Source organism: Hyphobacterium sp., from assembly GCF_965228115.1.
GTDB lineage: Bacteria > Pseudomonadota > Alphaproteobacteria > Caulobacterales > Maricaulaceae > Hyphobacterium.
Map to the genome: position 1 here is coordinate 1,452,999 of NZ_OZ245794.1, position 25,109 is coordinate 1,478,107.

At 57.7% G+C, this 25,109-nt stretch carries 15 protein-coding genes; 5 read left to right on the plus strand and 10 right to left on the minus strand.

What is annotated here, in order from left to right; translation table 11 throughout:
- Position 1: 1 nt before the first annotated feature.
- On the plus strand, positions 2–1,486 hold the full coding sequence (locus ACO079_RS07775; protein ID WP_421788994.1) for a TadE/TadG family type IV pilus assembly protein: 1,485 nt from the start codon (positions 2–4) through the stop codon (positions 1,484–1,486).
- Here the strand turns inward: ACO079_RS07775 and ACO079_RS07780 are convergent.
- The 5 genes from ACO079_RS07780 to ACO079_RS07800 all read right to left on the minus strand — a co-directional run bounded on the left by ACO079_RS07780 (position 1,483) and on the right by ACO079_RS07800 (position 9,507).
- Positions 1,483–2,115, minus strand: coding sequence for an FKBP-type peptidyl-prolyl cis-trans isomerase (locus tag ACO079_RS07780; protein WP_421788996.1), 633 nt, complete (start codon positions 2,113–2,115; stop codon positions 1,483–1,485). The genes ACO079_RS07775 and ACO079_RS07780 overlap by 4 nt on opposite strands.
- A 44-nt stretch (positions 2,116–2,159) precedes the next feature.
- On the minus strand, positions 2,160–2,666 hold the full coding sequence (locus ACO079_RS07785; RefSeq protein ID WP_421788998.1) for an SRPBCC family protein: 507 nt from the start codon (positions 2,664–2,666) through the stop codon (positions 2,160–2,162).
- An 87-nt stretch (positions 2,667–2,753) separates the two neighbouring features.
- Positions 2,754–4,682 carry an alpha/beta fold hydrolase gene (locus ACO079_RS07790; RefSeq protein WP_421789000.1) on the minus strand — a complete coding sequence of 643 codons (1,929 nt, stop codon included), beginning with the start codon at positions 4,680–4,682 and terminating at the stop codon, positions 2,754–2,756.
- Between the two features lie 23 nt (positions 4,683–4,705).
- On the minus strand, positions 4,706–7,555 hold the full coding sequence (locus tag ACO079_RS07795) for a M16 family metallopeptidase (RefSeq protein WP_421789002.1): 2,850 nt from the start codon (positions 7,553–7,555) through the stop codon (positions 4,706–4,708).
- 95 nt (positions 7,556–7,650) lie between these two features.
- Positions 7,651–9,507 carry a dipeptide ABC transporter ATP-binding protein gene (locus tag ACO079_RS07800; protein WP_421789004.1) on the minus strand — a complete coding sequence of 619 codons (1,857 nt, stop codon included), beginning with the start codon at positions 9,505–9,507 and terminating at the stop codon, positions 7,651–7,653.
- A 112-nt stretch (positions 9,508–9,619) separates the two neighbouring features.
- Here ACO079_RS07800 and ACO079_RS07805 point away from each other — a divergent pair, with 112 nt between their 5' ends.
- A complete protein-coding gene (locus ACO079_RS07805) occupies positions 9,620–11,902 on the plus strand; it encodes a PAS domain-containing sensor histidine kinase (protein ID WP_421789006.1) in 2,283 nt (760 codons plus the stop codon).
- Here the strand turns inward: ACO079_RS07805 and ACO079_RS07810 are convergent.
- The 4 genes from ACO079_RS07810 to ACO079_RS07825 form a co-directional block, all read right to left on the minus strand.
- Complete coding sequence (locus ACO079_RS07810; RefSeq protein ID WP_421789008.1) at positions 11,899–12,840, minus strand: acyl-CoA desaturase; 942 nt, start codon at positions 12,838–12,840, stop codon at positions 11,899–11,901. The two genes, ACO079_RS07805 and ACO079_RS07810, sit on opposite strands and share 4 nt — an antisense overlap.
- Positions 12,841–12,988: 148 nt before the next feature.
- Positions 12,989–14,866: a polysaccharide biosynthesis protein gene (locus ACO079_RS07815; protein WP_421789010.1), complete on the minus strand. Its 1,878-nt coding sequence runs from the start codon at positions 14,864–14,866 to the stop codon at positions 12,989–12,991.
- A gap of 83 nt (positions 14,867–14,949) precedes the next feature.
- Positions 14,950–15,471: a DsrE family protein gene (locus tag ACO079_RS07820; RefSeq protein ID WP_421789012.1), complete on the minus strand. Its 522-nt coding sequence runs from the start codon at positions 15,469–15,471 to the stop codon at positions 14,950–14,952.
- A gap of 8 nt (positions 15,472–15,479) precedes the next feature.
- Positions 15,480–16,853, minus strand: coding sequence for a spinster family MFS transporter (locus ACO079_RS07825; protein WP_421789013.1), 1,374 nt, complete (start codon positions 16,851–16,853; stop codon positions 15,480–15,482).
- A gap of 368 nt (positions 16,854–17,221) precedes the next feature.
- Between ACO079_RS07825 and ACO079_RS07830 the strand changes: the two genes are divergently transcribed.
- The 3 genes from ACO079_RS07830 to ACO079_RS07840 all read left to right on the plus strand — a co-directional run bounded on the left by ACO079_RS07830 (position 17,222) and on the right by ACO079_RS07840 (position 23,381).
- A complete protein-coding gene (locus ACO079_RS07830) occupies positions 17,222–17,545 on the plus strand; it encodes a hypothetical protein (RefSeq protein ID WP_421789014.1) in 324 nt (107 codons plus the stop codon).
- 194 nt (positions 17,546–17,739) lie between these two features.
- Positions 17,740–19,464 (plus strand): autotransporter assembly complex protein TamA, encoded by a 1,725-nt coding sequence (locus ACO079_RS07835; RefSeq protein WP_421789016.1) that lies wholly within the window; start codon positions 17,740–17,742, stop codon positions 19,462–19,464.
- Entirely contained in the window at positions 19,464–23,381 is a 3,918-nt protein-coding gene (locus tag ACO079_RS07840; RefSeq protein WP_421789018.1) for a translocation/assembly module TamB domain-containing protein, read from the plus strand. Before ACO079_RS07835 ends, ACO079_RS07840 begins: the two co-directional genes overlap by 1 nt.
- 60 nt (positions 23,382–23,441) lie before the next feature.
- Here ACO079_RS07840 and ACO079_RS07845 read toward each other — a convergent pair whose 3' ends face one another.
- Complete coding sequence (locus tag ACO079_RS07845) at positions 23,442–25,040, minus strand: AMP-binding protein (protein WP_421792930.1); 1,599 nt, start codon at positions 25,038–25,040, stop codon at positions 23,442–23,444.
- Positions 25,041–25,109: the final 69 nt, after the last annotated feature.

Sequence of the window (25,109 nt, forward strand, 5' to 3'; positions counted from 1 at the left end):
CATGTTCCGCAACTGGTTTAAATCCTTTCTCGCCGATCAACGCGCCAATGTCGCGATGATCTTTGCCCTTATGCTGGTACCGGTTACCGTCATGGGCGGCGGCGCGGTCGACTTCAATCAGGCCATGAATGCGCGCGCGCGACTGGCCGAAGCGCTGGATGCCGCAGCGCTCGCCGTCGGAGCCAGCCCGAATCTGCCAACCGAAGATGCCATTTCTCTGGCGCAGTCTGTCGTCGCGGCAAACTACCCCGACTATGAAGTAGGCGATCTGGGAACAATCAATGTCTCGGTCGATGACACCAATAATGTTGTCATCGTGTCCGGAACATCGCGGGTTGAAACCGCCTTTCTCGGCCTGATCGGCATCGAACATCTGACTGTTGATTGGGAAAGCGAGGTTCAGCGCGCCCGCACCGCCCTGGAACTGGTTATGGTGCTCGACAACACCGGCTCGATGTCCGGTTCGAAGATTGCCGCCTTGCGCGACGCTGCCGCGCTTCTCACCGAGATCCTGCACGACAATGCCGACGATCCGGACATGCTGGAGATCGGCCTGGTGCCGTTTTCCTCAACGGTAAATGTCGGCACGGAATATGAGCGCGCCTGGTGGCTTGATCCCGATGGCATCTCGCCTGTGCATTCCAACAACTTTGATCCACCGGCCAATCGCTGGGATGTGATTGATTCCATGCAGTATGAAAGCTGGGACGGTTGTATTGAGGCGCGGGAAATCCCCTTGGATGTCGAAGACATTGCTCCCGATCCCGGCGATCCGGATACGCTATTTGTGCCCTATTTTGCACCGGACGAGCCCAGCGGATACTCCGGCTATTCCAACAGCTATATGTCCGATGGAATGGGTGGCTCCAACCTGCTCGCCCGGCTGATGAACAGCGATAAATATGCGGGCGTGAACCCCTGGGGATCGGCCTCCAACTGGGGCTGCACAGCGCGCCCGATCACGCCACTGACGCAAAGCCGCTCCATCATTGATGATGCGATCGATGACATGATTGCAAGCGGCACGACCAATATCCCCATTGGGGTGTCCTGGGGGGTCCGCGTGCTCTCGCCGCAAGCGCCTTTCACGGAAGGCAACGCCTATGATGACGAGGAAAACATCAAGGCCATGGTCATCCTCACCGATGGTACAAACGTCATCAACGGCCGGAGCAATATCAACTACTCGGATTATTCCGGCTATGGCTATATCCGCGAGGGCCGTCTGGGCGTGATATCCTCCAGCTCATGGCTTCTGCGGAATGCGCTGAATGACCGGACGGCCGCCGCCTGCGCCTATGCGCGCGCCCAGGGCATCCGCGTTTATACCATCACCTTTCAGGTCAACAATTCGACCACCCGCGACCTGATGCGCGCGTGCGCCTCGCACTCGAGCCTGTATTTCGACAGCCCCTCGAATGAGGCCTTGCGCAATGCCTTCGAGCTGATCGCGGGCGACCTCACCAATCTGCGCCTGTCGCGCTAGGCGTCGTCGCAACCCCCGTCTTCGCGGCCCGGCAGGCAGATCAGTTCCATCCGGAAATAAAGCGTCTGATTTGATCCGATCGGACCCCCGGGCGTACCGCGCGCGCCATAGCCCAGCTCGGCAGGAATATAGAGCTCCCACTCTTCCCCGGTCCGCATCAAACCCAGCGCTTCAACCCATCCGGAGATCAGGCGTCCGGATGGAAACTCCGCAGGCGTTCCGCGATCATATGAAGAATCAAACGTCTCACCTTCCGTACTCGTGCCCTCATAATGCACGCGCACCAATTCTCCGCCTTCCGGCGTCAAACCCTCTTCGCCAGCAGCGCGAAGAATACGGAAATGCAAGCCTGACGGCAGCGCATAAACGCAAGGCGCAGCGCTGATCATTTCCAGATAAAGTTCACCTGCAAGGCCATTCCTTGTTGCGATATCCGGGTTACCGCCGAATTCGGGCACACTCATGGTCACGGCAACTTCCGGATAGTCCGCGACTTCGCATTGGCGCGCCGCTTCAACCACTGACTGGGCATTTTCAGGATCAGCCGGAACCGGTGGAACCGGCGGTGTAGCCGGATTGCTGGAACAGGCGGCAAGCGCAAACACACCAAGCAAGGCAACAGAACGCATTGGGGACTCCCTTAATTCAAGCGATCGGCTGCGCCGAAGGCAGCCTATTCTGACGGCGTCGTCAATGCCTCGGCCATCAGGGAAAGCACTTGTGGCCAATTGTCCTGAAAATAGGCATAGGCTTCATCCCACTCACCGCCTTCGCCCCAGCCGGAATGGGTCACCATGACGCGCGTTGAGGTCTCGCCGACCGGTATAATCTCGATCGTCAGGGGTGTCAGGTGAGGCCGCACCTCCTGCATGTAGGGCGGCAAGGCCCAGGTGACCGTCAGCATCCGGTTCTCTTGCAATCCAAGAATAGTGGTCCCTTCAGACCCCCTCATGCCCTCAGGTGCATCCGGAAGAAAATAAACCTCATAGATACCGCCAGGGCGCAAATCGATCTGCGCAGCGGGCGCAAAAAAGGACAGCCCGTCTTCGGTGGTCCACATTTCCCAGATGGCTTCAGGTGTGGCTTCAACTTCTACCGAAGCGACGATGATACGGTCAGTTGCGAAGGCGGACGCAGCCGCGCACAAACCGGCCAGCAAGCTGGACGCAATACGGATCATCAACACATCCCCCAATGAATGTGTCGGAATTCTAGTTGATGAAGTGAAATCCGGCGAGCCACATTTCTGTGACCCGCCGGGCTTTTATCAGTCGTCCAGTTCCAGCGTTTCGTGCAGGAACATGGTGACGGCCTCACGCATGAAGTCCTGATTGGATCGCTTGGCAAATCCATGACCTTCATCCATCGCGAGGAGATACCAGGGGTCGCCACCGGCTTCGCGGACGGCGGCGAGGATTTGCTCGGCTTCGCTGGTCGGTACCCGCGGGTCATTATAGCCCTGAATGATAAACAGCGGGCTCGTGATCCGTTCAGGATGGTTGGCCGGAGAAATTTCCTGCAGGTGCTGATACATGTCCGGATCTCGCTCATCGCCATATTCGGCCCGGCGGAGATCACGGCGATAACCGGATGTGTTTTGCAGGAACGTCACGAAGTTGGAAATTCCAACAATGTTCACGCCACCTGCGAGCCGGTCGGAGTAGTGCATCAACGAAGCCAGCACCATATAACCACCATAGGATCCGCCATAAACCACGACGCGGTCAGCATCGAGTTCCGGCTGTTCCGCGATCCAATCCAGCAGGGCACCGATGTCACGCACGGAATCTTCGCGCAGGAAGCCATTGTCCATCGCGACATACTCGGACCCATAACCCGCAGATCCGCGGACATTTGGGGCAATCACCGCGGCCCCAAGCTCGGATGTCCAGTACTGGAAGGTCGAGGAGAAGCCCGGACGATACTGGGATTCAGGTCCGCCATGGATCGAAACGATCACCGGGAGCGGTTCGTCACTTTCCGGACGGAAATAGAAAGCCGGGACGTCCAGCCCGTCAAAGCTTTCATATTCGATCAGCGTCGGCGATACGAAGGTGGACGTATCAAGACCGCCGACCTCGCTTTGGGTCCAGCGTGTCAGCGCCGTCGACCCAACCTCGAATGACCAGGCGTCAGCTGGGGAGGTCGAGGCAACAAATGTAAGGCCGATACGGTCCCCGGCTTCGTCAAAGGACAATCCCCCCAGCAGACCGACCGGCAATTCCGGAACCGGCAGAGCTTCGCCCGTCGCCGTATCGATCATGTGAAGCTCGGATAGCCCGCCTGCATTTGTTGCATAAGCAATGCGGCTGCCATCCGGTGAAACATCCATAGAGGTAATGTCCCACCCATGATCCGGGCCAAAGGGGGTCACCTCGCCCGTCTCCAGATCAATCTGGGTGATACGGCGAAACTCGCCGAACTGATCGCTGACTGCCCAGATAAACTCGCCTGACGGATCGAATTCGACCGCGGCGTAGGAGATTTCAACATCCGGATTGATCTGCGCCATCTCACCGCTTTCCAGGTCCAGAAGGTGGATCTGGGAATGCTGGATCGAGAAATAGCGGCCAATGATCAGGTGTGAGCCATCCGGCGACCAGTCGACCGGATACATGGCCCCCTCGCCCTCCAGCACTTTGCGGCGCGTGGCTTCCGGATTATCAACGGCAGCCACATAAATGTCCCAGTCAGCTTCACCCGGCAGGGCCCGATACCAGGCCATCCGGTCACCATCATTAGACCAGGCAAGCCCGCCATTCCGGGTGTCCGGCTCGGTGATGCGTGTCGTTTCACCGCTCTCCAGATCGAAGAAATAGGCCTGGAACATCTCGTCCCCGCCGGTATCGCGGGTGAAAACAAAACCTCCTCCGCGTTCCGGCCGGTAGCTCGCGCCGCCAACCCGCTCATCAAAGAAAGTCAGCTGGCGGCGCATCCCCATCGGGGACGCCACATGGTGGATCTGGGTTGTTTCGCCAAAACGGGTGGAAACCAGAATGCCACCATCTTCACCGACGAAGCCCTGAAACCCGGCCGAGCGGGTATTCTGGAATTGCTGCAATCGATCTCGCACGGATTGAGGGATATCCGGGATGTTTTCCATCACCAGATTGCCTTCTGTGATCCGTTCGACGTCCTGGCTCCAGGCCGCTCCGGCCAGCAGGCCTGCGGTAAGCATTCCGGTTAGAATCCGCATTATTTCCTCCCAATTTTCGTGGTTTAGCGGTCCGCGTTTGGCAAAATAGACACGCGATAAGCCGTGTCATCGCGGATATAGGTCCGTGCGACATCGACGATTTCGTCGAGCGAAATGCTTTCATAGTCAGACGTGATTGAGCGAATTCGATCCAGCCGCTCGGGGTGCTCAATGGATTGAGTCAGCCAGGAGAGCCAGACACCATTACTTTCAAACGCATTCTGGATTTGTTCAAGAAGCGGCCGTCTCGCCCGCAACAATTCATCGTCGGTGATCTCGCCATTCGCCATATCTTCAGCGATCTGATCAATCGTGGCATAAACTTCCTCGACATTGTCGACGGTCACATCCGCACCGACATAAAGATAGCCATAATCCGGATGATAGAAGCTTTCGACATTGGATGAGGCCGCCGAATAGGTAAATGCTTCGGCCTCCCGCAGAGTTTCCGTCAACTTCAGCGCCAGCACGGCCCGCATCAAGCGCAAGGTACGGGAACGGCGCGGATCCGTATCATCTGTTGTTGGCCAATAGACATTCACCAGCGCCTGGTCCTCACCGCCATTGTGATTAAGCACGATTGGCTGATCCGTGGGATCAGGAAATTCCAGAATTGCATTGGAGTCATCAAGCGGCCACGTTCCGGCCCGGTCCGGCATTGCGCCAAGCGTGGACGCAATTGCATCAACCACGGCCTGCTCTTCAAAATCGCCAACCACCGTTACTTCGATCGGTGCGTTTTCGAGCGCTGGCATGAGGAATGCCCGGACATCGTCCAGATCAATTGCCATGGCCTCTTCCAGGGTCGGGAATCCGTAGCGTTGGTCGCCTGAGCGCAACATGCGGCCGAGTTCACGGCTACGGACGCCGCCCGGGGTTGATCCCAGACTCCGCAGCGATTCCGGCAGGGTTGCGCGATATTGCGCGAGGCTCTCCGGACGGAATCCCGGTGCCGTGAAATACGCCGCAAACAACTGGAATTGCAGCAAGAGATCATCAGACGTGGTCGTGCCCGACATGTTGAAACCGCCTGCGCTGACGCCAAAACTGCCGCCGACATTCCGTCCTGCCAGCACGCGTTGCAGCTCATCAATGGAGTGAGCTTCAAGACCGCCTGCAGTAAAAATATTCCCGGCAACGGTATCGACAACGGGTTCGGCAATCGGTTCCAGATCTCCGTGTCCGAAAGTAAGATTGATCCGGATAAGGTCGGTTTCGAAATCGGTCTGCTTTAGTGTCACACTGACACCATTGTCGAAGACAAGTTGGGTCACGTCGAGATCGTCAACCTGTGTGCGTTCGAGCACTTCACCAGGTTCTCCAAATTCTTCATACGCCCAAGCCGCCAGCTCTTCTTCCTCCATGGCTGCAACGGCCACTTCAGTACTGGCATTCCAGACCTCGGCAATCTGCGCTTCGGCGTTTTCAATCTCCAGCGAGGACGCCAGTAGAACCAGCGGGCCATTACCCTCCCATTGTTCCCGGAAGGCAGCATTTACGGCCTCAAGCGTCAGCGTCTCCTCAAGGCGGTTGAAACGCTCCAGCGCATCCGCGGGATGACTGAAGACCGTTTCGGAAAGCCAGCTGCCCCATAACGCCTCTGCCAGCCCGACAGAGCCGCGAGTATCGGCTTGTTCAGCGGCGGTCTCGAGACCGGTTCGCAAATTGATCAGCTGTTCATCCAGCTCGGATTGGGTGAAACCAAATTCCAGAGCCCGGCGGCGCTCCTGTTCGACGATTCCCATCGCTTCTTCCCAGCGCTCAGGTTGAGACACCGCAAGGATGTTAGCTCGCGCGGCAACACCGAACTCGTCGGTTGAGTAACCCGAACCGGCTTGAATCAAGGGCGAGGTTCCTGAATTAACGATGGTCGAGAACCGGCGGGTCAGAATCGAATTGCCAAGCGAATCCAGCAGGCCTTCATACCGGCTGGCAACCGTATCCGGTTCAATGGTGTCGGGCTTTATGGATTCCACGGTGATGACCGTGAAAAAGTCCGGATCCTGGAAATAACCGGTATCAAAACCGCGATCGGCATCAACTTCAGCAGCAACCGGAACCGTGCCGGGGTCCTCTGGCATTTCCCAGTCTGAGAAACGCTCGATGATCATCGCCTCGATCTCGGCGGCATCGAAATCGCCCACGATCGACAGGAAGGTGCGGTCGGGCGTGTAGTACTCTTCATAATAGCGCAAAAAGGCCTCACGCGGTGCCGTGGATATGACCTCTGGAATACCAATCGCATCGCGCTGGGCGGCCAGCGAACCGGGATAACGGAATTCAAGAAGCGCATTTTGCCAGCGCCGGATAGGCGTATCCCGGACACGTTCCTCAGAAAGGATGATGTTGCGCTCGCGATCAATTGCCTCTTCGGTCATGGTCAGGTTGGAAGCCGTTTCGCGCATCAGGAACAGACCGGTCCCGAGGGTGTCGGCGTCGGTCTCCGGCATGTCGAGCTGATAAACGACCAATTCCCGTCCGGTCCCGGCATTGGTGTCCGGGCCGAATTGCAGCCCGTACCGCTCAAGCAAGGCGACCATCTCGCCTTCCGGAACATTCTCGGAGCCGTTGAAAGCCATGTGCTCGAGGAAGTGAGCCAGACCCCGCTGGTCTTCATCCTCGACCAGCGAACCTACATTCAGCGCCATGCGGATGGACGCTGTATTCGGCGGCGTATCATTCTCCATGATGGCATAGCGCATCCCGTTTTCCAGCATGCCGTAAGTCACAGAGGGGTCGGGCGCGATGTCGCTGTTGTCGTGCGCGAAACCCTCACCTTGCCAGGTGAAAGCTGACGGGGCACCCAGAACCGTTACAGCGGCCATAAGCGCTACTAACGGCTGGGAAAACCGCAAACCCGATGAAATTGACATCCAGACCATCCTTACCAACCAAAATCGCGCCGCAACCTAAGGCGTCGCGGCGCGCTTCCATAATGAATTATAGGTCAGATTGTCGGTCAGTCCGGTCAGTTTTCAACCACAGTCTCGATGGGGTCATGCTCGGCAACAAAATGTCCCGGTTCCACCTCTTGCAATTGTGGCCGGTATTGCTCGGCCCCTTCCTCATCGATCAGCTTTGATTTCAGGAAGCGCAGCTGGGCCCGGGGGTCCATCGGGGACGGCAGATCGCCCTCCAGCTTGATCCGCTCACGGGATTTTTCAATTGCCGGATCGGGGATGGGAACAGCGGAAATGAGCGCCTGCGTGTAGGGATGGCGGGCATTGTCATAGATTTGCTGCCGGTCAGCCAGTTCCACCACGCGCCCCAGATACAAAACCATGACCCGGTGGGACACTTCGCGCACGACCGACAGGTCATGAGAGATGAAGATCATGGAGAGATCCATCTCTTTTTGAAGGTTGATCAACAACTCGATGATCTGGGCTTGAATCGATACATCCAGCGCCGAAACCGCTTCGTCGCAGATCACCAGTTTCGGCCCGAGAATCATGGCCCGGGCAATTCCGACCCGCTGGTTTTGGCCGCCTGAAAGCTCATGCGGGTAGCGGTTGATCATATTCGGATCGAGACCGACCTTTTGCATCATAGCGCGGACGCATGCCTGACGCTGTTCGCGGTTGAGGCGCCGCTCATAGGTCAGCAGTGGCTCGGCAATCGACGCGCCAACTGTCATACGGGGGTCAAGCGAAGCCAGCGGATCCTGGAACACGATCTGCAAATCGCGGCGGGATTCCCGCAATTTCTTTTTGTTGGCTTTGGTCAGGTCGCGGCCTAGCCAGGCTATTGTACCTCCGATCGCCGGGACCAGCTGCAACACTGCACGCGCAAGCGTGGACTTCCCACAACCGGATTCGCCAACCACGCCCAGCGTTTCCCCGCGGCGAAGATCAAAACTGATACCGTCGACCGCTTTCAGGGGTTTGCGCTTTGGGAATATTCCGCCACCAACGGTGATCGGGAAGTGAACCCTCACATCCTCCGCCTGCAATAACGGGGCTTCCCCCTCCCGCTCTTCATATTTGGGAAGAGCGGCATGACCCGGCTTATCGGGCTGGTCGATCCGCGGCATGGCGTCGAGCAACATGCGCGTATATTCGTTTTCCGGCTCGTGAAAGATCTTTTCGACGGTTCCGCTTTCGACATAAACGCCGTGGCGCATCACCTCGACCCGGTCGGCCATACGGGCGACCACACCCATATCGTGCGTGATCAGGGCAATTGCGGCACCGGTTTCCTTTTTCAGGTCATCCATGATGTCGAGCACTTGAGCCTGGACCGTGACATCCAGGGCCGTTGTAGGTTCGTCCGCGATCAACAGGTCCGGCTCGCATAGCATCGACATCGCGATCATGACACGCTGGCGCATCCCGCCGGACAGTTCATGCGGGTACTGCTTCAGCCGCCGTTTTGCTTCTGGAATGCGGACGCGCTCCAACCAATCAAGTGCGCGCTTGTCAGCCGCGTCACCTTGGAGACGCATATGTTTCTTGAGGACTTCGTGCATTTGATCACCGACCCGCATATGCGCTGTCAGTGAGGTCAACGGATCCTGGAAGATCATGGTCATCGACTTGCCACGGATCTTGTTCAACTTTCCGGTGCCGAGGTTCAGAATTTCCTGACCACGGTATTTGATTGATCCCGTCGCCTTCCCATTCGAAGCCAGCAGCCCCATCGCCGTCAGGAATGTCTGGCTTTTCCCCGAACCGGACTCACCGACAACCGCGAGGCACTCGCCGGGTTCAATCTTTAGATTGATCCCGCGAACCGCATCCACCGCCCCGTCTGGCGTGGAAAAAGTCACGGCAAGGTCTTCAACAGATAATATCGGGCTGCTGCCCTCGCGGCCGTTCTGGGTCACACTTTTCATCCCGGATGACTGACCGCGGGAGGATAATGCCCAATCCCCGTTTGACCAGCCTCGGCCTCAGGCGGTCCGCAGCCGGGAACAAACAGTTTCAGGAGATCAGAGAATGCGTATCCTAACAACTGATTCGGGAGCCGGGATGAGCCAGTCGACCTCAATTGCCGCTACACTGGAACAGCTGTTTCGGCGCTCGCCTGATGCCATCGTCGTGGTCCATGCAGACCGGACTATCTGGCAGGTGAATACTGCCTTCGAGAAGCTGAGCGGGTATCGCGCGGCGGAAGTTCTCGGCCGCACAACCGATTTTCTCTACACCAGCAAGGTCGAATACAACCGTATCTGGGCATCACGAGAGAAGACGGATTCAGGTCTGTTCTCGACAACATATCGACAATCCTTCGTCAGGAAAGATGGAAGCCAGTTCACGGGAGAGGCCGTGGGCATTCCAATTCGCGATGAGACCGGCGAGCCGACCGGACATATCACAATCGTCAGGGACGTAACGGACGAGCCAAAAACCCGCGCTCCGGCGACAGAAACTGAAAAACTTTTTCTGGACGCTCTGGAGTCGAGCCGCGAAACAGCCTGGCGCTTTGATCTCGCAAGTGAACAGATCGATGTCGCAGGTCCGGTCGCGCAAACCGTTTTCAAGGCCGAAGGGCCTGTCATCCGGCTGACACTGGAAGAATGGAAAGCAAGGCTGACGCCCGATAGCCGGGATCGTTGTGACCGCCTCGTCAGGGAAATCATCACCAAGGGCGAAGCGCAGGCTGACCTTGTCTTCGAAGAATCAGCGGGTGAGTCCATCATCATTTCTGACCGCGGACGGGTCGTGTCACGTAATGCTGACGGCAGCCCGTCCGTGATCGCCGGGCTCTTCACTGACGTCACAGAACACAAATCGCTTGAGCAACGGTTTGCGGAAACCGACATCTACCTGTCCACGGCGCTGGAGGCGGCTGACCTCGCCGCATGGCGATTTGATCTGGTAGAAAACATAACGCGTTTGGCCGGCCCGCTGACGCGTTATCTTGATCTGGAAAGCCAGGCTGGCGAATTCACAGGAGCGTATTGGTGTTCCTTCGTGCACCGGGATGATCTGGGTGAAGTGATCCGTCAAACAGCCGCCATGGCAGAGGGCCGCTCCGATACTGTAAATCTGCTGTATCGCGTCCGGGATGCTGACAACAGCTGGAGATGGATCAGGTCAATCGGCCGGGTCACGGAGAAGTCAGCGGACGGGAACGGGCTGGTAGCAAACGGTATTATCCATGATGTGACAGACTCCATCGAGCTTCAGGAACGCCTGGAGAGCGAACGCAACCGATTTGAGCGCATTTTCCGCCGGACACCTGCAATGCTGCAGCAGATTAACGCGCAAGGGATCATCACGGATGTCAGCGCTTACTGGCTCAGCCACCTCGGCTATGAGCGAAACGAAGTTATTGGCAAGGCCGCGACATTATTTTTATCTAAAGAATCGAGAATTTACGCAGAACAACACGCCTTGCCTGATTTTCTTTCTTCCGGAAAAGCGCGAAATGTTGCGCTTCAATTCAGGAAGAAAAATGGTGATGTGATTGATGGGTTGCTGAACGCCTATCTTGAAACCGACCCGCAATCCGAGGAACGCACCGGATATTGCGTCATAACAGATGTCACCCAGCTGCGGCGTGCCTATCGGGATCTTGAAAGGTCAAACCGGGAACTGGATCGCTTCGCAACGATAGCATCTCATGATCTGCAAGAGCCCTTGAGAAAGATATCGGCGTTTTCGACCCTCCTCAGGACGCGATATGGCGGACGCCTCGACAGCGACGGCGACAGGAGCCTCGAATTTCTTGCCGATGCTGCAGGTCGAATGCAGAGCCTGATCGATAATCTGCTTGAATATGCTCAGCTTGAATCCCGCCCTCTGAAACCCCGCAAAATTTCATTGAAAGCAATGATTGGCGAGGTTGAGGAAAGGCTCGCCGATCGTGTTGCGCGAACGGGGACGACGATCCGATTGATCGGCAAAGACGAGCTTGTCGCAGATCCGTTTCTACTCATGCAATGCCTTCAAAATCTCATTTCGAATGCAATCAAATACCGATCCGATGCAGCACCAGAAATTAAGGTTGAACTGGCAGAATCCGACTCAGGTTGGATTTTGACCGTTTCCGATAATGGCGTCGGATTCGATCCGAAATTCGCAGATAAGATTTTCGAACCTTTCCGGCGCCTTCATCCGCGCGGTCAATATGACGGTGCCGGTATTGGCCTTGCGATCGTCCGGCAGTCGATTGACCGGCAAAATGGCCGGATCTCGGTCGAGGCCCGGCCCGGGAAAGGCAGTAAGTTTTCTATGTGGCTGCCAAACCGGCGCCAGGAAAGAAACGTAGCCTAACGATCCCCGTTGGTGGCTGGCACAGGCGCCGGCAGGAATTGCGGCGCGATTTTCAGATCTTTTGCCAGGTTCAACTTGTTCATGATCAACAAGGCCGTGCCATTGTAATCAACAATCCGGTTCCACAAGCCTCGTTTCGGCAAGTGCAGGGCGCTACGCGGGAAATCGTGATGGTGAGCGTGGAGCGCCTCGCCACCCGTCAGGAAGGCCAGGACGTAATCGAACCATTTCGGGGTCTGCAAATGGCCAAACACATTCACGCCCAGCGTCGTGGCATGAAACTGGATCCCTCGCCCGATCACCAGGCAGGCATGCAGGATCGCCACCAGCACGAGCGGCCCGCCCAAGAAGAACACGGTCGCATAGATCGCCAGCGGCACCAGAAGGTGAGCGACAAAATAAAGCCACAGGAAATGCTTGTCGTGGAACACGACCACCTTATAGCGCTCAAGCCACCGTGCCATCGGCCGTTCCAGATCTGCCTCATCGCGCCATAACAGCCAGCCGACCCATGCCCAGAGCTTGCCCTCATGCGGGTTGTGTGGATCGCCCGCCTGGTCCGACCAGTGATGGTGTTGGGTATGATAATTGACCCAGTCCTTGAAGCGCCCCTGCATTGCAATCACACAATTGATGACCACCATTATCTGGGCGGGCACCGCCAGTTGACCTGCCCGGTGTTGCATCACACGATGCAAGGGACCGATCCCCATATTGCAAACGAAAACCGCAAGCGCGATCGTCGCGATCGCCAATGGCGCATACCACCAATGCAACGTCACGCCCTCAAAAACCAGGCCTGTAAGGATGGCCGCTAGAAGTGCCAGCACACCCAGCGCAGGATAGACAATAGCGGAGAAAACACTCGCCCAGTCCAGAGTTTGCCAGTTTTTCAGAATGGCTTCGGACCGGGCGATAATCGAAATATCGGGAGTCATTTACAAACCTTGATCGTCAGTTAGCGCCACGCGTGCGGCAGGTCGGTTAAAGTGGCCAAAGGATGTCCTGTTTTTAAAAATATTGGCAACCCCCTTTTGATGATCCGTAAACGGATCGAGCGGCCATTTTTCTAGTTTGGATTGCAATCTAGCCGCCGCGAATTCGTCCGACCTCGGAGTGAATTTCATCCGCCACTTCGATCTTGCTGTGTTTGCGGGCAAAAGCGACCAGCGCCTTTACATCATCTGCTGAGTAGCGGCTTGCGGCATTCGGGCGAACTTTTCGCAGCCCATCCATTTCGGAGATTAGGCTTTCCCCTGCATCGATGAGTTTTTCACGCAGTTTTTCGCCGGGGCGAGGTCCGATGACCTCTATTTCGATGGCCGATTCCATACCGGCGGGCGCGCATAACTCGATCAAACGCTGCGCCATATCCTCGATCCGGACGGGTTCGCCCATATCCAGAACGTAGACTGCGGGATCGACGCCATTCTTGGCCGCCTCCAATGTCGCGTGCAACACCAGCTGAACCGCTTCAGGGACCGTCATGAAGTAACGTTCCATGTCGGGATGGGTAATCGTAACCGGACCGCCAGCTTCGATTTGCGAACGGAAGATGGGCACAACCGACCCATTTGAACCCAAGACATTGCCGAAGCGCACAACACCAAAGCGGGTTCCATTCTCCGCTGCTTCGGCCATGTCCAGAATTACCGCCTCCGCAAGACGCTTTGCGGCTCCCATGACGTTGACCGGCTCGACTGCCTTGTCAGTGGAGATCAGGACCATTTGTTCTACGCCGAACTCGCGCGCGGCTTTGGCAACGTTTTCCGTGCCCTTAACATTGGTTTCGATGGCTTGCCGCGGATGGTCTTCCATGAGCGAAACATGCTTGAAGGCCGCCGCATGAAATATCACATCCGGGCGTGTGCTTTTGATCGCGTCGCGGATCGCTTCGCCGTCCCGGATATCGCGCAGCAGGGTCTGGCGTTTCACAGAGGTGAAGCGTGCGGCTATTTCCCTGTCGATGTCAAAAAGAGGCGTTTCTGCCAGATCCAGCATGACCAGTTCTGAGCATCCCAGTGCGGCAGCCTGACGGCAGAGCTCAGAGCCGATCGTTCCGCCGGCGCCTGTCACCATGATGCGGCGCTTGCGGAAGCCATTTCGCAGCGGCTCGACCGGCAAGTTCACCGGCGGCCGCGAAAGCAGATCCTCTAGCCGCAATTTCCGAAAGCGGACCGTACCGTGGTCAGTCTCGGAAAGTTCGGAGGTTCGCGGCAGGGTGAGGATGCGGAAGTCGCGCTTGCGCAACCTGGCGATCGCAGCGCGATCAATGCCTTTCAAAGTTGGCGGCGGCGCGGTGAAGACAAGCGCCACATCGCTCTCCGGCCCATCCGTCTGAGCATCCGCAATGGATTCAAGCACGCGGGTTGTCCCCAACACGCGAATGCCTCGGATCCCCTGACCAGACAAACCCTCTTCATCGAGCACAATGCCAACAGGCTCATAGCCGAAATCCGGTCGATCGATGATTTCCCGCAAGGTCGCATCAACATCTTCCGGCGTGCCGATCAGGATCATGCGGGGTTTGCCTGCATGAATATCCCGCACCGGCAGCGGGAGCAGCAATTCTGCAAGCCTTTGTTCCCGAGCCGCCCGGACAGCCGTTCTAACCAGCATCATTCCACCGGTCGCGAGCATCCAGGTGAATCCGTAAAACTCACCCGGTCCAATAGCCTGCCGGAACATCAGAAAATTTATCAGCGCCAGGCCGAGCGTCGAAAACAGAGCGACCTGAACGATCCTCAAAAGGTCAGGCGGCGAAACATATCGCCAGGAATGCCGATAGACGCGCGCTGGAATCTGCGCCAACACGACCAGCCCGGCAAACAGTACGGCGTTTACCAACCAGACAAACAAGCCGCCTTCAGGCAGGCCACTTGAGGACGCCAGAAACCAGCCGCCGAAAAAGGCAGCCAGCGCAATCATGATATCGATCAGCAACTTGGTGGTGATCGTTAGCAAAGGAGCCCCCGCTCGGCTTGCCCGGCAACTAGACGCTGCTTACCGGATAATCCGTTAGAATGTATCGGACTTTTTACAGCGCCCTAGAAGGGATTAAGCGTATATCCGCTCTGTTGCAATTGGGCATGGGCTGTCATCGCAGACAGGGACATGCGGACGCCCGGCAAGAGGGCTTCGCTTGTAACCCCATAGTATGTCGCCGATTGGCCGCAAACATGGATCTCGACACCCTGCTCGATCAAAGCGGCTATCAAGGGAGCATTTGTCTCCGAAGCCCCTTCGGCGACATCCGCCACATCACGAACAGCGCGCCCGTGAATGACGAGAGCGAGATGTATTTTCTCCGGATGCACACCGGCCGCAGCGTGCATATTGATAAAGCGAGCCGCACTCACCAGCGACCGATTCAATCCGCCGTCCTCTGCCGGAGCCGCGACATCGAATGCAATCCGGAATTCTGCATCCAGCGGGATGGCCTCAGCACCAGCCACCTCCGCCACCGGTCCGTAATCAGAAATGATCGGCCCGGTGGTAAAATCGTCTGGTAGATCCTGCGCAAGAGCCAACGGGAAGGCCCCAATGAACAGGCCAATCAGGCTCAACACGCCTCTCCTCAACGCTCCGCCTCCCAATCCTTCTCGATATGCCGGCCCGCCAGGAGGAACAGGATAGCCGCGGGAATGATCAGCGATGCAATCACCAGAATTGCAATCCGAAGCGCGCCGTCACCATAGGTCGCTGCCAGAAAATCGCTCAGAGCACCGACGGCAGGTGGTCCAAATCCCAATCCAATTATGTTGATAATCAACAATAGAACCGCCGGTGCCATGGCCCGCATGGCCGGCTTCACAAGATTTTGCGCAACCGCCCAGACGGGTCCGTACCACATCGAACCCAGCGCGCTGGCAATACCCAGCAACAAGAAGGCAAATGCGTTTGGCGGAATAGAAAGCGAAACGAAATAGATTGGCAGCGAGAACAGAAGTGCCGTTCCGGGAATGACGACATAGGCACTGAGCCGTTTTGCTGAAAACTTGTCGGTCAGAAAACCACCCAGTAGCGTGCCCACAAATCCACCACCTCCGATCACAAATGAATACGGGATGGCCGCATTTGCCAGCGCGTCTTGCGGAGCAACACCGGCGGCCAGCGAAATCCGGACGAAATAGCTGAGCAACCAGGGAAAGAGACCGTACCCAACCAGCGACGCAATAGCGGCAGCAAAAGCGACGAACCAGAACGCCGGCTTGCTTGTGAGGGCCCGAACAACATCTCCGAGCGAAGCGCGTGTCTTTTCTTTCGCAGCGGCGCTGTCAAAACGGCCTCGGGGCGGTTCCTTAATGGTCAGCTTGACAATTATCGCCAGGATAATGCCGGGTATACCGACGATCAGGAACGGGACCCGCCAGGCGTCATCTGCGCCAATCGCCGCTAGCCAGCCCGGCGCGCCATAAGTCTCGTAATAATCCGCCACCCAGCGGTATACGACGGCTGTCATAAGAATTCCGATAACCGATCCGACCGGAATACCCAGCGAATAGATCGACAGCGCGCTTCCGCGTTTTCGCGGATGGACGTAATCAGAAATCAGAGAGTGCGCAGGCGGCGAACAGCCTGCCTCACCAATGCCGACACCGACCCGCATCAAGAACAGCATCAGATAGGAATTCACCAATCCAAACAAAGCGGTAAATCCACTCCAGACCGCCAGCGAAATGGAGATGATCGAGACCCGGTTCCACCGATCCGCGAGATAAGCCAGTGGAATGCCCAGCGTGGCGTAGAGAAACGCAAAGGCGGGCCCTGTCAAAAGACCCAACTGAAAATCCGAAAGGCCAAAAAAGGCCTTCAACGGTTCTTGCATGACGGCAACGATCTGCCGGTCGATGAAATTGAACGTGTAAACGACAAATAGCGAAAGAACGACATATTGCGCATAGGCCGGGCGCGGTGCGTCATCCGCCTGCGGCGCGACAGGGTCTGCCATGATTTTCTCCCCTTGCGGGATTTCGAAAATCTTCCCGCTTGAAACAATCATTACCGGGCCAATCAAATCTGGCAATGCATCTCCCGGCATGAGCGGCAGAACATTGTCGGCCATTGAGCTAAATGACCGGGCTTCCCGACGGGATAACGCGGTTGAATGCCGCATTATTTTTCACCTAACAGCCGAAACTCGACTCCATTCGGCATTCAATTTGAGGTAATAAATATAAATATTACAATATAATAGAGGCTTTTTTGGTTCATATGAGAAAGTGGCTATTATTCCGAATACGGATGGTTTACATTTATATGACAAATCGGTGACACAAAAACGTCTGACTGGACACATAAGAAAAAGGGGACACCCCCATGAAAAAAACCATTCTGACTCTTGCAGCCGTAGGCGCGATTGCGGCACCATCGCTGGCTGCTGACGATATTTTTGAATTCGCGGCGAACACCGCAGAATTCGACAACATCCGTACAATCTCGCAACTCTATGAACGCCTTGATGAGGCCGTCCTTCAATATTGCGATCGCCTGGTTGATCGCACACAGGTGGACACCTGCCATGAGCAAGTGCTGACGTCCGTGGTGGACCAGTTTGACAATCAAGACTTGAGCGATCTGCACGCTCGGTCGACAGGCTCGGATGAAAGCCTTGAGCTTACATCCCGGGATGATGGCGTCTGATCAACGTCATTATAGCGCAGAGTGGCGGCGGCAGGGTTTGACCAACCCCAACGCCTGGGACTGAATCCTGCCGCTGCTGCCAATGTCAGCCTTGCACTTAAAACGCAGCCGAGCTGTTCTTCCGGGCACTTTCCCGCCATAAACATCGCAAATACTGATGGAAGTTATCCATCAGTCTTGTAGCGGTCGGTTGAATGCGGCGTTTTCTTTCGCTTCTGTTTGTATGGGTTTGGGTTACTGCATCCCCTGCAGCCGCCGATAGCCCATTGGCGGATATCAACGGCATAGAGAATGCGGATCTGCGTCAACAGGTGTTGGACATTCTCGGCCGGACTGAGGCTGGCCCGGAAGATGAAATTTCGATGCGCCGGAATCTGCGCACCGCACAAAACCGGGCCATCCGGTATCTTCGTTCTCAAGGCTATTACGCTGTCAGGATCGACAGCGAGCTTGACGAGGAAGGCAGGCCCCTGCTCTCGATCGAACTGGGTACACGATATACGGTCGGCCGCTTTTCCATCGAAGCCTTTCCGGACACTGCCGCCAACACAGCAGAAGCCGCTATTCAGCTCGCGCCTGATCAATGGCTGACCGCCGACTGGGTGCTGGAAAACGAGGCCATGGGCCTCGCGGCAATTGAGAACGCCGGGTGGCCCGAAGCCGACATTCTCGAGCGGGAAGTTATAATCGATCACGCCGCTCGCGAGGGGACAGTAACCTTCCGGTACAACCCCGGGCCTTTCTCACGCTATGGCGGTATCGATCTGGCTTCACCAGAATGGCGCGCGCCGTTTATCGGCAGATTGGCGTCATTACAGCCGGGTGATCCGGTTGCGCTGGAAGATCTTGATCAATTCGAAGCCCGGCTGGGGCGGCTGGAAAGTGTTCGCCGCGCCGAGGTCCGGATGAGCCCCGTTGGACCAGATGGAGAGGAAACAAGGCCGGTCATTGTCGAGCTTGAAGCCGCCCCGCGCCATGCCATTGAGGCGAGCCTTGGATACTCCACAACAGAAGGGGCGGGTTTAAATCTGGGCTGGTCCCGCCGGAACATGTTTGCGGGTGATGAAACGCTGAACATTTCCAGCGAAGTCGCCACGCTGGTCCAGTCCCTCTCCGCCAGCTTGACCATTCCGCACTGGCGGCGGGCCGATCAGGGTCTTGTACTGACCGGCGGTTTGAAGTCGGAGGACACCGATGCATTCCAGCAGGAAGAAGCGCTGGCCGGCTTCAGCTTCTATCGTGACCTCACGGACGAACTGACATTCCGGGCCGGCACATCGTTTGATTATTCGCGGGTGACGGATGCTTTGGGGGTGCGCGATATCAGCTCGCTGCGAGGCAATGTCGCCCTGGCATTGGATCAACGCGATGATCCTCTGGACCCATCGTCAGGTGTCCACGCGGCAGTCATTCTCAGGCCCGGCTACAGTTTTGGCGACACCAGCCCGGTCTATTTGCAAACCGAATTGCGGGGCAGCGCCTATTATTCCCTTGCAGAAAATCTCGTGCTCGCAGCCCGAACCCGTATCGGCATGACAATGGGCACCGGCGCTGCAGACCTCGCGGCAGATCAGCGTTTCTACGCGGGTGGTGGCGGATCGGCGCGCGGGTTTGAGTTCCAGTCCCTTTCTCCCATCGGCCCGAACGGAGCCCCCTTTGGCGGCCTCTCGGTCATTGAAATGAGCGGTGAAGCGCGATGGCGTAGCGAGGGGCGTTGGGGCGCAGCGGCTTTCGTCGACAGCGCATTCGCAAGCGCGTCGCGCACGCCTCAATTTGATGAAATGCGGGCCGCCTTTGGCGTTGGGGTTCGTTATCATCTGGACTTTGCGCCGATCCGCTTTGACATCGCCACACCATTTGACCGTCGCCCGGGCGAAGACGCTGTGCATTTCTACATCAGCATCGGGCAGGCATTTTGATGTTTGCCGGTCGCCCACGTCTGAAACGCTGGCTTGTCCGCAGCAGCCTGGCGGCCTTTGCGCTGATCGGGTTGGTTTTTACTTTGCTTTGGGCCGCTACTGGCCCGCTTGGGCGCTGGACAGTGATGCAGGTCGCGCATGAACGCCAGTTGCCGCGCGGGCTGGAACTTCACATCGAAGGACTTTCCGGAAATGTGCTGAGCCGCGCGCGCATCGAGCGGCTGGCCGTTCTGGATGAGGCTGGCGAGTTTCTGGTTCTCCAGGAGACGGAGCTTAGCTGGTCTGCACTCGCTGCGCTCGGGGGGCTAATCGACATTCACGGTCTGAGCGTGTCCCGGATGGAGTTATTGCGGCGCCCCGTGCTGACCCCTTCACAGGCCAGCAGCGGTTCGCCTCCGCGGCTCCGGGTCGGAGCGCTATTGATCGATGAGCTACACATTTCTGAGGCTGTTCTCGGCCAGTCCGCCAGTTTCCGGATCGACGGCGAGGGCAATCTGCAGCAAACCCGGCGGGTCGCAATCAACATCCAGCGCCTCGATGCTCCCGATGATTTTGTCTCGGCGCAGTTTACGTTATCAGACGACAGCCAGGTCTCTGGTATGGCGAATGGCGCGATCTCCGGTTCCGGCCCGCTGGCGGCCGTTCTGCCACTTGATGGCCGCGATATTGATTTTCAGGCTCGATTGACGGGTACGCAGTCAGTCGGCGGCGGGACCGCAGTCGTAAACCTGGCGCAGTCCGATCTTGCCAATGCGGCATTTGACTGGAACGGCGGCAATTGGACTGCAAGCATCGATATCCGCGGCGGAACGCTGGAGGAACTTCGAAATCTCCCATTTGCGCCTCGCGGGTCACTCGGGTTTGGCGGCACGCTCGCGCCCTTTGCGGTCACGACAATTGATGCGCAAGGCGAAGGATGGCGCGTGAATGCAGAGCCGGCAGGCGATCAACGCGCGCAGGTCAATCTGTTTCTGGAACGCAATCTTTTAAGGCAGCTGTCGCGCAACACCGTCGACGCACAACAACTGCAATGGTCGGGTCATCTGGACTGGCAAGCCGGTTGGGTCGCGGATGGCATCCTGGAGGCTTCAAATCTGAATATTGTGCCGGCAAATGTCGCCCAGCTCGGGGGCAGTTTGCTGGTCACCCGCGATCAAGGACAGTTGGGCGCCTATGCCAGCTTGACCGGCACGGATGTGCAATGGCCCGAGAATTTCGCGGGTAGCGGACTGCCCTGGATTGGACTGGAACTAAACGCCCGGCAACAAGGCGATAGCCTCCTATTTGAAAGCTTCGAACTCACCGCCGAAGGGCTCGTTCTGGCAGGCTCAGGCGAATATCAGCGCGAAAGTCAGTCTTTTGCGGGCAGCCTCGAAGCCAGCATAGAACAAGTCGAGCGGTTTACACAGGCGGCGACCGGTACGATCTCGGCCGAACTGGACTTGCTGGACCTGTCACAGCGTTCCGCGCGCCTGGCATTCGGTCTGGATGCGGCCGGGCTATCCCCAACCCAGGAAACAATCGGGCAATTGACCCGGGAACTCGTCCTGCAGGGACAGTTGGAAACGGATTACAATGAGTGGACTCTGTCCTCCTTCCGTGCGCGCGGCCGCGATTTGTTGATTGAGGGACGTGCATCAGGAGAAGGGCAAAACTGGCAGGCTGCCCTGGATGCTGCGGTCATGAGTGAACTCCAACTGGCTAGCGCGAGCCTTGCAGGTGGCGCGGCCATGGCCGTTGAAGCCAGCGGCGATCTGGATACAGCAAGCGGGACCGCCGAACTAAGAACTGAAGTGCTAGAAATATCCGGCCGGGAGTTGACCTCTCCGCGGCTGGGGCTCGAATTCAGCGCCGATCGCGATACGCAGTCGGCCGATTGGCAATTGTCCAGCGGCACGGATTGGGGCGAACTCATCGGCCTTGGGACCTTTGAACGTGATCGCGATCAACTTGTCCTCTTGGCCAGTGAAGCCAGCCTAGGCCCTTTCCCTTTTCAGGCCCGGACCGAACAGGTTAGCGGCCAATGGTCAGCGAGACTTACCGCCGAAAACTGGCGTTTGAATGCGGCAGATATTGAGGATCTGGTTGTGGAGGTTTCACAATCGCCTGCAGGCGTGGACATCGCAACCCGTGCCTCAGGCGTAGCCCGCGAGGCCTTCACGCTTGATGCGGATACGCTGATCAATGACGGCGTCGCAAATGTCGAGTTTGACGCCGTTTGGGCCGATATTCCCGTTCGAACCCGTCAGCCCTTATCATACCGCTTTGGCGATACGCCCGCTCTGGATGCCAGTCTTACGATTGGCGAAGCCGAGCTTGCTGTGAACTGGTCAGCGCAACAACGTCTGCAACTATCGCTTCAGGATTTGCCAGCTGAAACACTCTTTTCGGCCATCCGCGGACCGGGCACCTCCGGACGCATCGGCGCGGATGCTGACCTTGTTTTTCAAGAGGGAGTCTGGACCGGACGGGCCAATACGGACCTGACCGGTTTTCGCTTACGCCGCCTGCAGGCGGCCGGTCCGGTAAACCTGGCCCTCACGGCGCGCCTGGCAGAGTCGCTTGCGATTGATCTTGAGATTGAGAGTGCCGAGATTTCCGGAAGCGGGGAACTGGTCCGCGCGGGCACGATTTCCGACTTACGTGAAATCATAGCGGATGCGCCGCTGTCTGGCCGCGTAAGCCTCGCGGGCGCGATCGAGCCGATACTGGCCCTTTTTGTTGCGGACACTCGCCAGATTTCCGGCAATGTGACCACAGATTTGAGTATAGCCGGTCGTGTGAGGCAGCCGGTCCTGTCGGGAGAGAGCCAGCTATCCGATGGCCGGTTCCGCTCCACCGAGCTGGGCGTTGATGTCGACGGTGTAAACGCCAACCTGGTCTGGGAGACCGATCAGATCATTCTGGAATCATTGCAGGCTGCCTCTCCCGGAGATGGCACGCTGAACGCCAACGGTGTCGCACAGTGGACAGAAACCGGATGGCAGGCCGACATCACGTCTCAATTTGACCGCTTCAACGCCGTCCGCAGGCCAGATCTCAACGTGGTTGGATCCGGGCAATTGGAAGTCCGCGCAACAGCCCGGAACGCGGATGTCACGGGGTCGATAACAATTGACCGGCTTGACGCCCGTCCGCCCGATGCCAACACAGCCTCATTCTCGGAGATTGAGGTCACCGAAATCAACGAACCCGACGGGCTAGCGCCCCGATCGCGCCGCGCTTATCCGCTCTTTTTTGATCTCACTATAAATGCCCCCGGAAACCTGTTCGTTTCGGGCGAAATGTTTTCGTCGGAATGGCGCACCGACATGCAGGTGTTCGGCAGTGCAGTTAAACCCCAGATCAACGGTGAGGTAATCCTGATTGATGGGCGGGCATTCCTGCTTAATCGCGCATTCCGCCTTCAGGACGGCACTGTGACACTGAGCGGCGGACCCCGAACCGCGGAAATTGATTTGCTGGCGCGGCACAGCCGGGACTCACTGACCGTGGATGCGCGCCTGACCGGCCCCGTCTCCTCTCCCACGATTCAACTTTCAAGTGACCCGGCCTTGCCCGATGACGAAATTCTCGCCCGTTTGATCTTTGACCGGAATTCCGGCCAGCTCAGCGCGCTGGAGACAGCCACCATCGCCGCACAGGTCTCGGGGCAGAACCTGTTTGGCATTATAGGTGGGTTGAGACGCGCCGCCGGGCTGGACCGGCTGGATATCGCCACCGGCACAGATGGCGAACTAGTGGTAACGGGCGGTCAGCGTATTTCCGATGATGTCTATCTGGAGCTGGAAAGCCGGGGTGTCGCCCTGTCTTCCGCGCGGCTGGAATGGTCGCTCTCGCCAGACCTGACACTGCTCTCCCGCCTGACCGGGGATACTGAAGCGTCGATTGCGCTGCGCTGGCGCGCGGAATACTGAGCTGTCTCAGCAAAAGTGGGGACCGGTTTTGCGGTTCGAGACAGCGGCGAAATAAACCAGCTAGCTTCGCAGGCGGAACCGCTGGATCTTCCCGGTCTGGGTTTTCGGCAGGGCATCCGTGAAATGGACAGCCCGCGGATACTTGTAGGGCGCAATCGTCAGCTTGACGAAATCCTGCAACTCTTTCGCCATTTCCGTGCCCGCCAGCATGGGTTGCTTCAGCACCACATGCGCCGCCACAATCGTCCCGCGTTCCTCGCAGGGCTGGCCGACGACCGCACACTCTGCAACCGCGTCGTGCATTAAAAGCGCCTGTTCCACTTCTGGCCCGGCGATGTTGTAGCCAGAGGCCACAATCAGGTCGTCCGCGCGGCTGACATACCAGAAATAGCCTTGCCCATCGCGGCGGTAGAGATCGCCGGTGATATTCCAGCCATTCTCAACATAAGTTTTCTGGCGCTCGTCAGAGAGATACAGGCACCCGGTCGGTCCCCGAACGGCCAAGTGTCCAATCTCTCCATCGGGAACCGGCTTTCCAGCGTCATCCAGAACGCAAGCTTCATAACCCGGCACGGCTCTACCGGTTGCGCCCGGACGTATGTCTCGCCCGGTCGCGGAAATGAAGATGTGGATCATCTCCGTGGCGCCAATGCCATCTACCAGCTCGATCCCGGTCGCGTCTTGCCAGGCGCGCCAGGTGGCTTCGGGAAGGTGCTCACCCGCGGACACCCCGCCTTTCAGCGACGAAAAATCATATGACGGCTTCAGCCCGATCAGCGCGCGATACCCCGTCGGGGCGGTGAATGTGTGCGTCACACCAAACGACTGGATCGCCTCACAGAGCGCTTCAAACCCTGGCTTGTCCGGCAAAGCGACCGCCGTTCCCGCCCGCGCCGGAAATACCACAAACGCTCCCAACCCGAAGGTGAAAGCAAAGGGCGGGGTGCCAGCATTAATGTCGCCTTCCTTCAAGTCCAGCATCGCCCCGAATGTATCGGCCATGGCGAGCACAGATCGGTGGAAGTGCGAGCAGGCCTTCGGCTCACCCGTGGTGCCAGAGGTGAAAGCCAGCAGCGCGACATCATCGGCGGCAGTATCGCAGGCCGTAAAGTCGGTCGGCTTATCCGCCATCAGCTGGCCGATTTCCTGATCCGACCCCAGCAGCGCAACGCGAGTCAGCGACGTCTCCTTGGCAGCGCAAGCCTCGACCTCGGCTTTCAAAGGCGCGGCACACAGCGCCAGCTGGATTTGCGCTTTCTCGACGATCTTGGTCAGCTCCGGCTCGCGCAGCAGCGGCATGGTCATCACCGCTATGCCGCCCGCCTTCAGACAGCCATACCAGGCGATGATCAGATCGAGCGTGTTGCCTCCATGGATGAGAACGCGCTCGCCCGTCACCAGCCCCAGATCATCAACCAGCACATGCGCCAGCCGGTTCGCTTCGGCATTCAGCTCGGCATAGGTCAGTGTCCGGGCGTTGGAATACACTGCTACGCGATCTCCCCACCCCTTGGCGATTGCACCCTCCAGCAATTCAGAGGCGGCATTCAGTCGGTTCGGATACTGAATAGATGGCAGATCAAAGCGGAAGTCCGGCCAGTCGCTTTCCTCTGGCAGGTGCTCACGCGCAAAACCATCCGCATAGCCTGACGGCTCCATCGGCATGGCTGCTCTCCCCAAATTTGTGCGGCGTTAGCTCAGCCTGGCTGAGTCGCCCCTGTTTCTTGT

What these genes read in the sequence shown, in the direction of transcription:
- ACO079_RS07775 (WP_421788994.1), top strand. Translation starts at nt 2, where the DNA reads ATGTTCCGCAACTGGTTTAAATCCTTTCTCGCCGATCAACGCGCCAAT.
- ACO079_RS07780 (WP_421788996.1), bottom strand. Translation starts at nt 2,115, where the DNA reads ATGCGTTCTGTTGCCTTGCTTGGTGTGTTTGCGCTTGCCGCCTGTTCC.
- ACO079_RS07785 (WP_421788998.1), bottom strand. Translation starts at nt 2,666, where the DNA reads ATGATCCGTATTGCGTCCAGCTTGCTGGCCGGTTTGTGCGCGGCTGCG.
- ACO079_RS07790 (WP_421789000.1), bottom strand. Translation starts at nt 4,682, where the DNA reads ATGCGGATTCTAACCGGAATGCTTACCGCAGGCCTGCTGGCCGGAGCG.
- ACO079_RS07795 (WP_421789002.1), bottom strand. Translation starts at nt 7,555, where the DNA reads ATGTCAATTTCATCGGGTTTGCGGTTTTCCCAGCCGTTAGTAGCGCTT.
- ACO079_RS07805 (WP_421789006.1), top strand. Translation starts at nt 9,620, where the DNA reads ATGCGTATCCTAACAACTGATTCGGGAGCCGGGATGAGCCAGTCGACC.
- ACO079_RS07810 (WP_421789008.1), bottom strand. Translation starts at nt 12,840, where the DNA reads ATGACTCCCGATATTTCGATTATCGCCCGGTCCGAAGCCATTCTGAAA.
- ACO079_RS07825 (WP_421789013.1), bottom strand. Translation starts at nt 16,853, where the DNA reads ATGGCAGACCCTGTCGCGCCGCAGGCGGATGACGCACCGCGCCCGGCC.
- ACO079_RS07830 (WP_421789014.1), top strand. Translation starts at nt 17,222, where the DNA reads ATGAAAAAAACCATTCTGACTCTTGCAGCCGTAGGCGCGATTGCGGCA.
- ACO079_RS07835 (WP_421789016.1), top strand. Translation starts at nt 17,740, where the DNA reads ATGCGGCGTTTTCTTTCGCTTCTGTTTGTATGGGTTTGGGTTACTGCA.
- ACO079_RS07840 (WP_421789018.1), top strand. Translation starts at nt 19,464, where the DNA reads ATGTTTGCCGGTCGCCCACGTCTGAAACGCTGGCTTGTCCGCAGCAGC.
- ACO079_RS07845 (WP_421792930.1), bottom strand. Translation starts at nt 25,040, where the DNA reads ATGGAGCCGTCAGGCTATGCGGATGGTTTTGCGCGTGAGCACCTGCCA.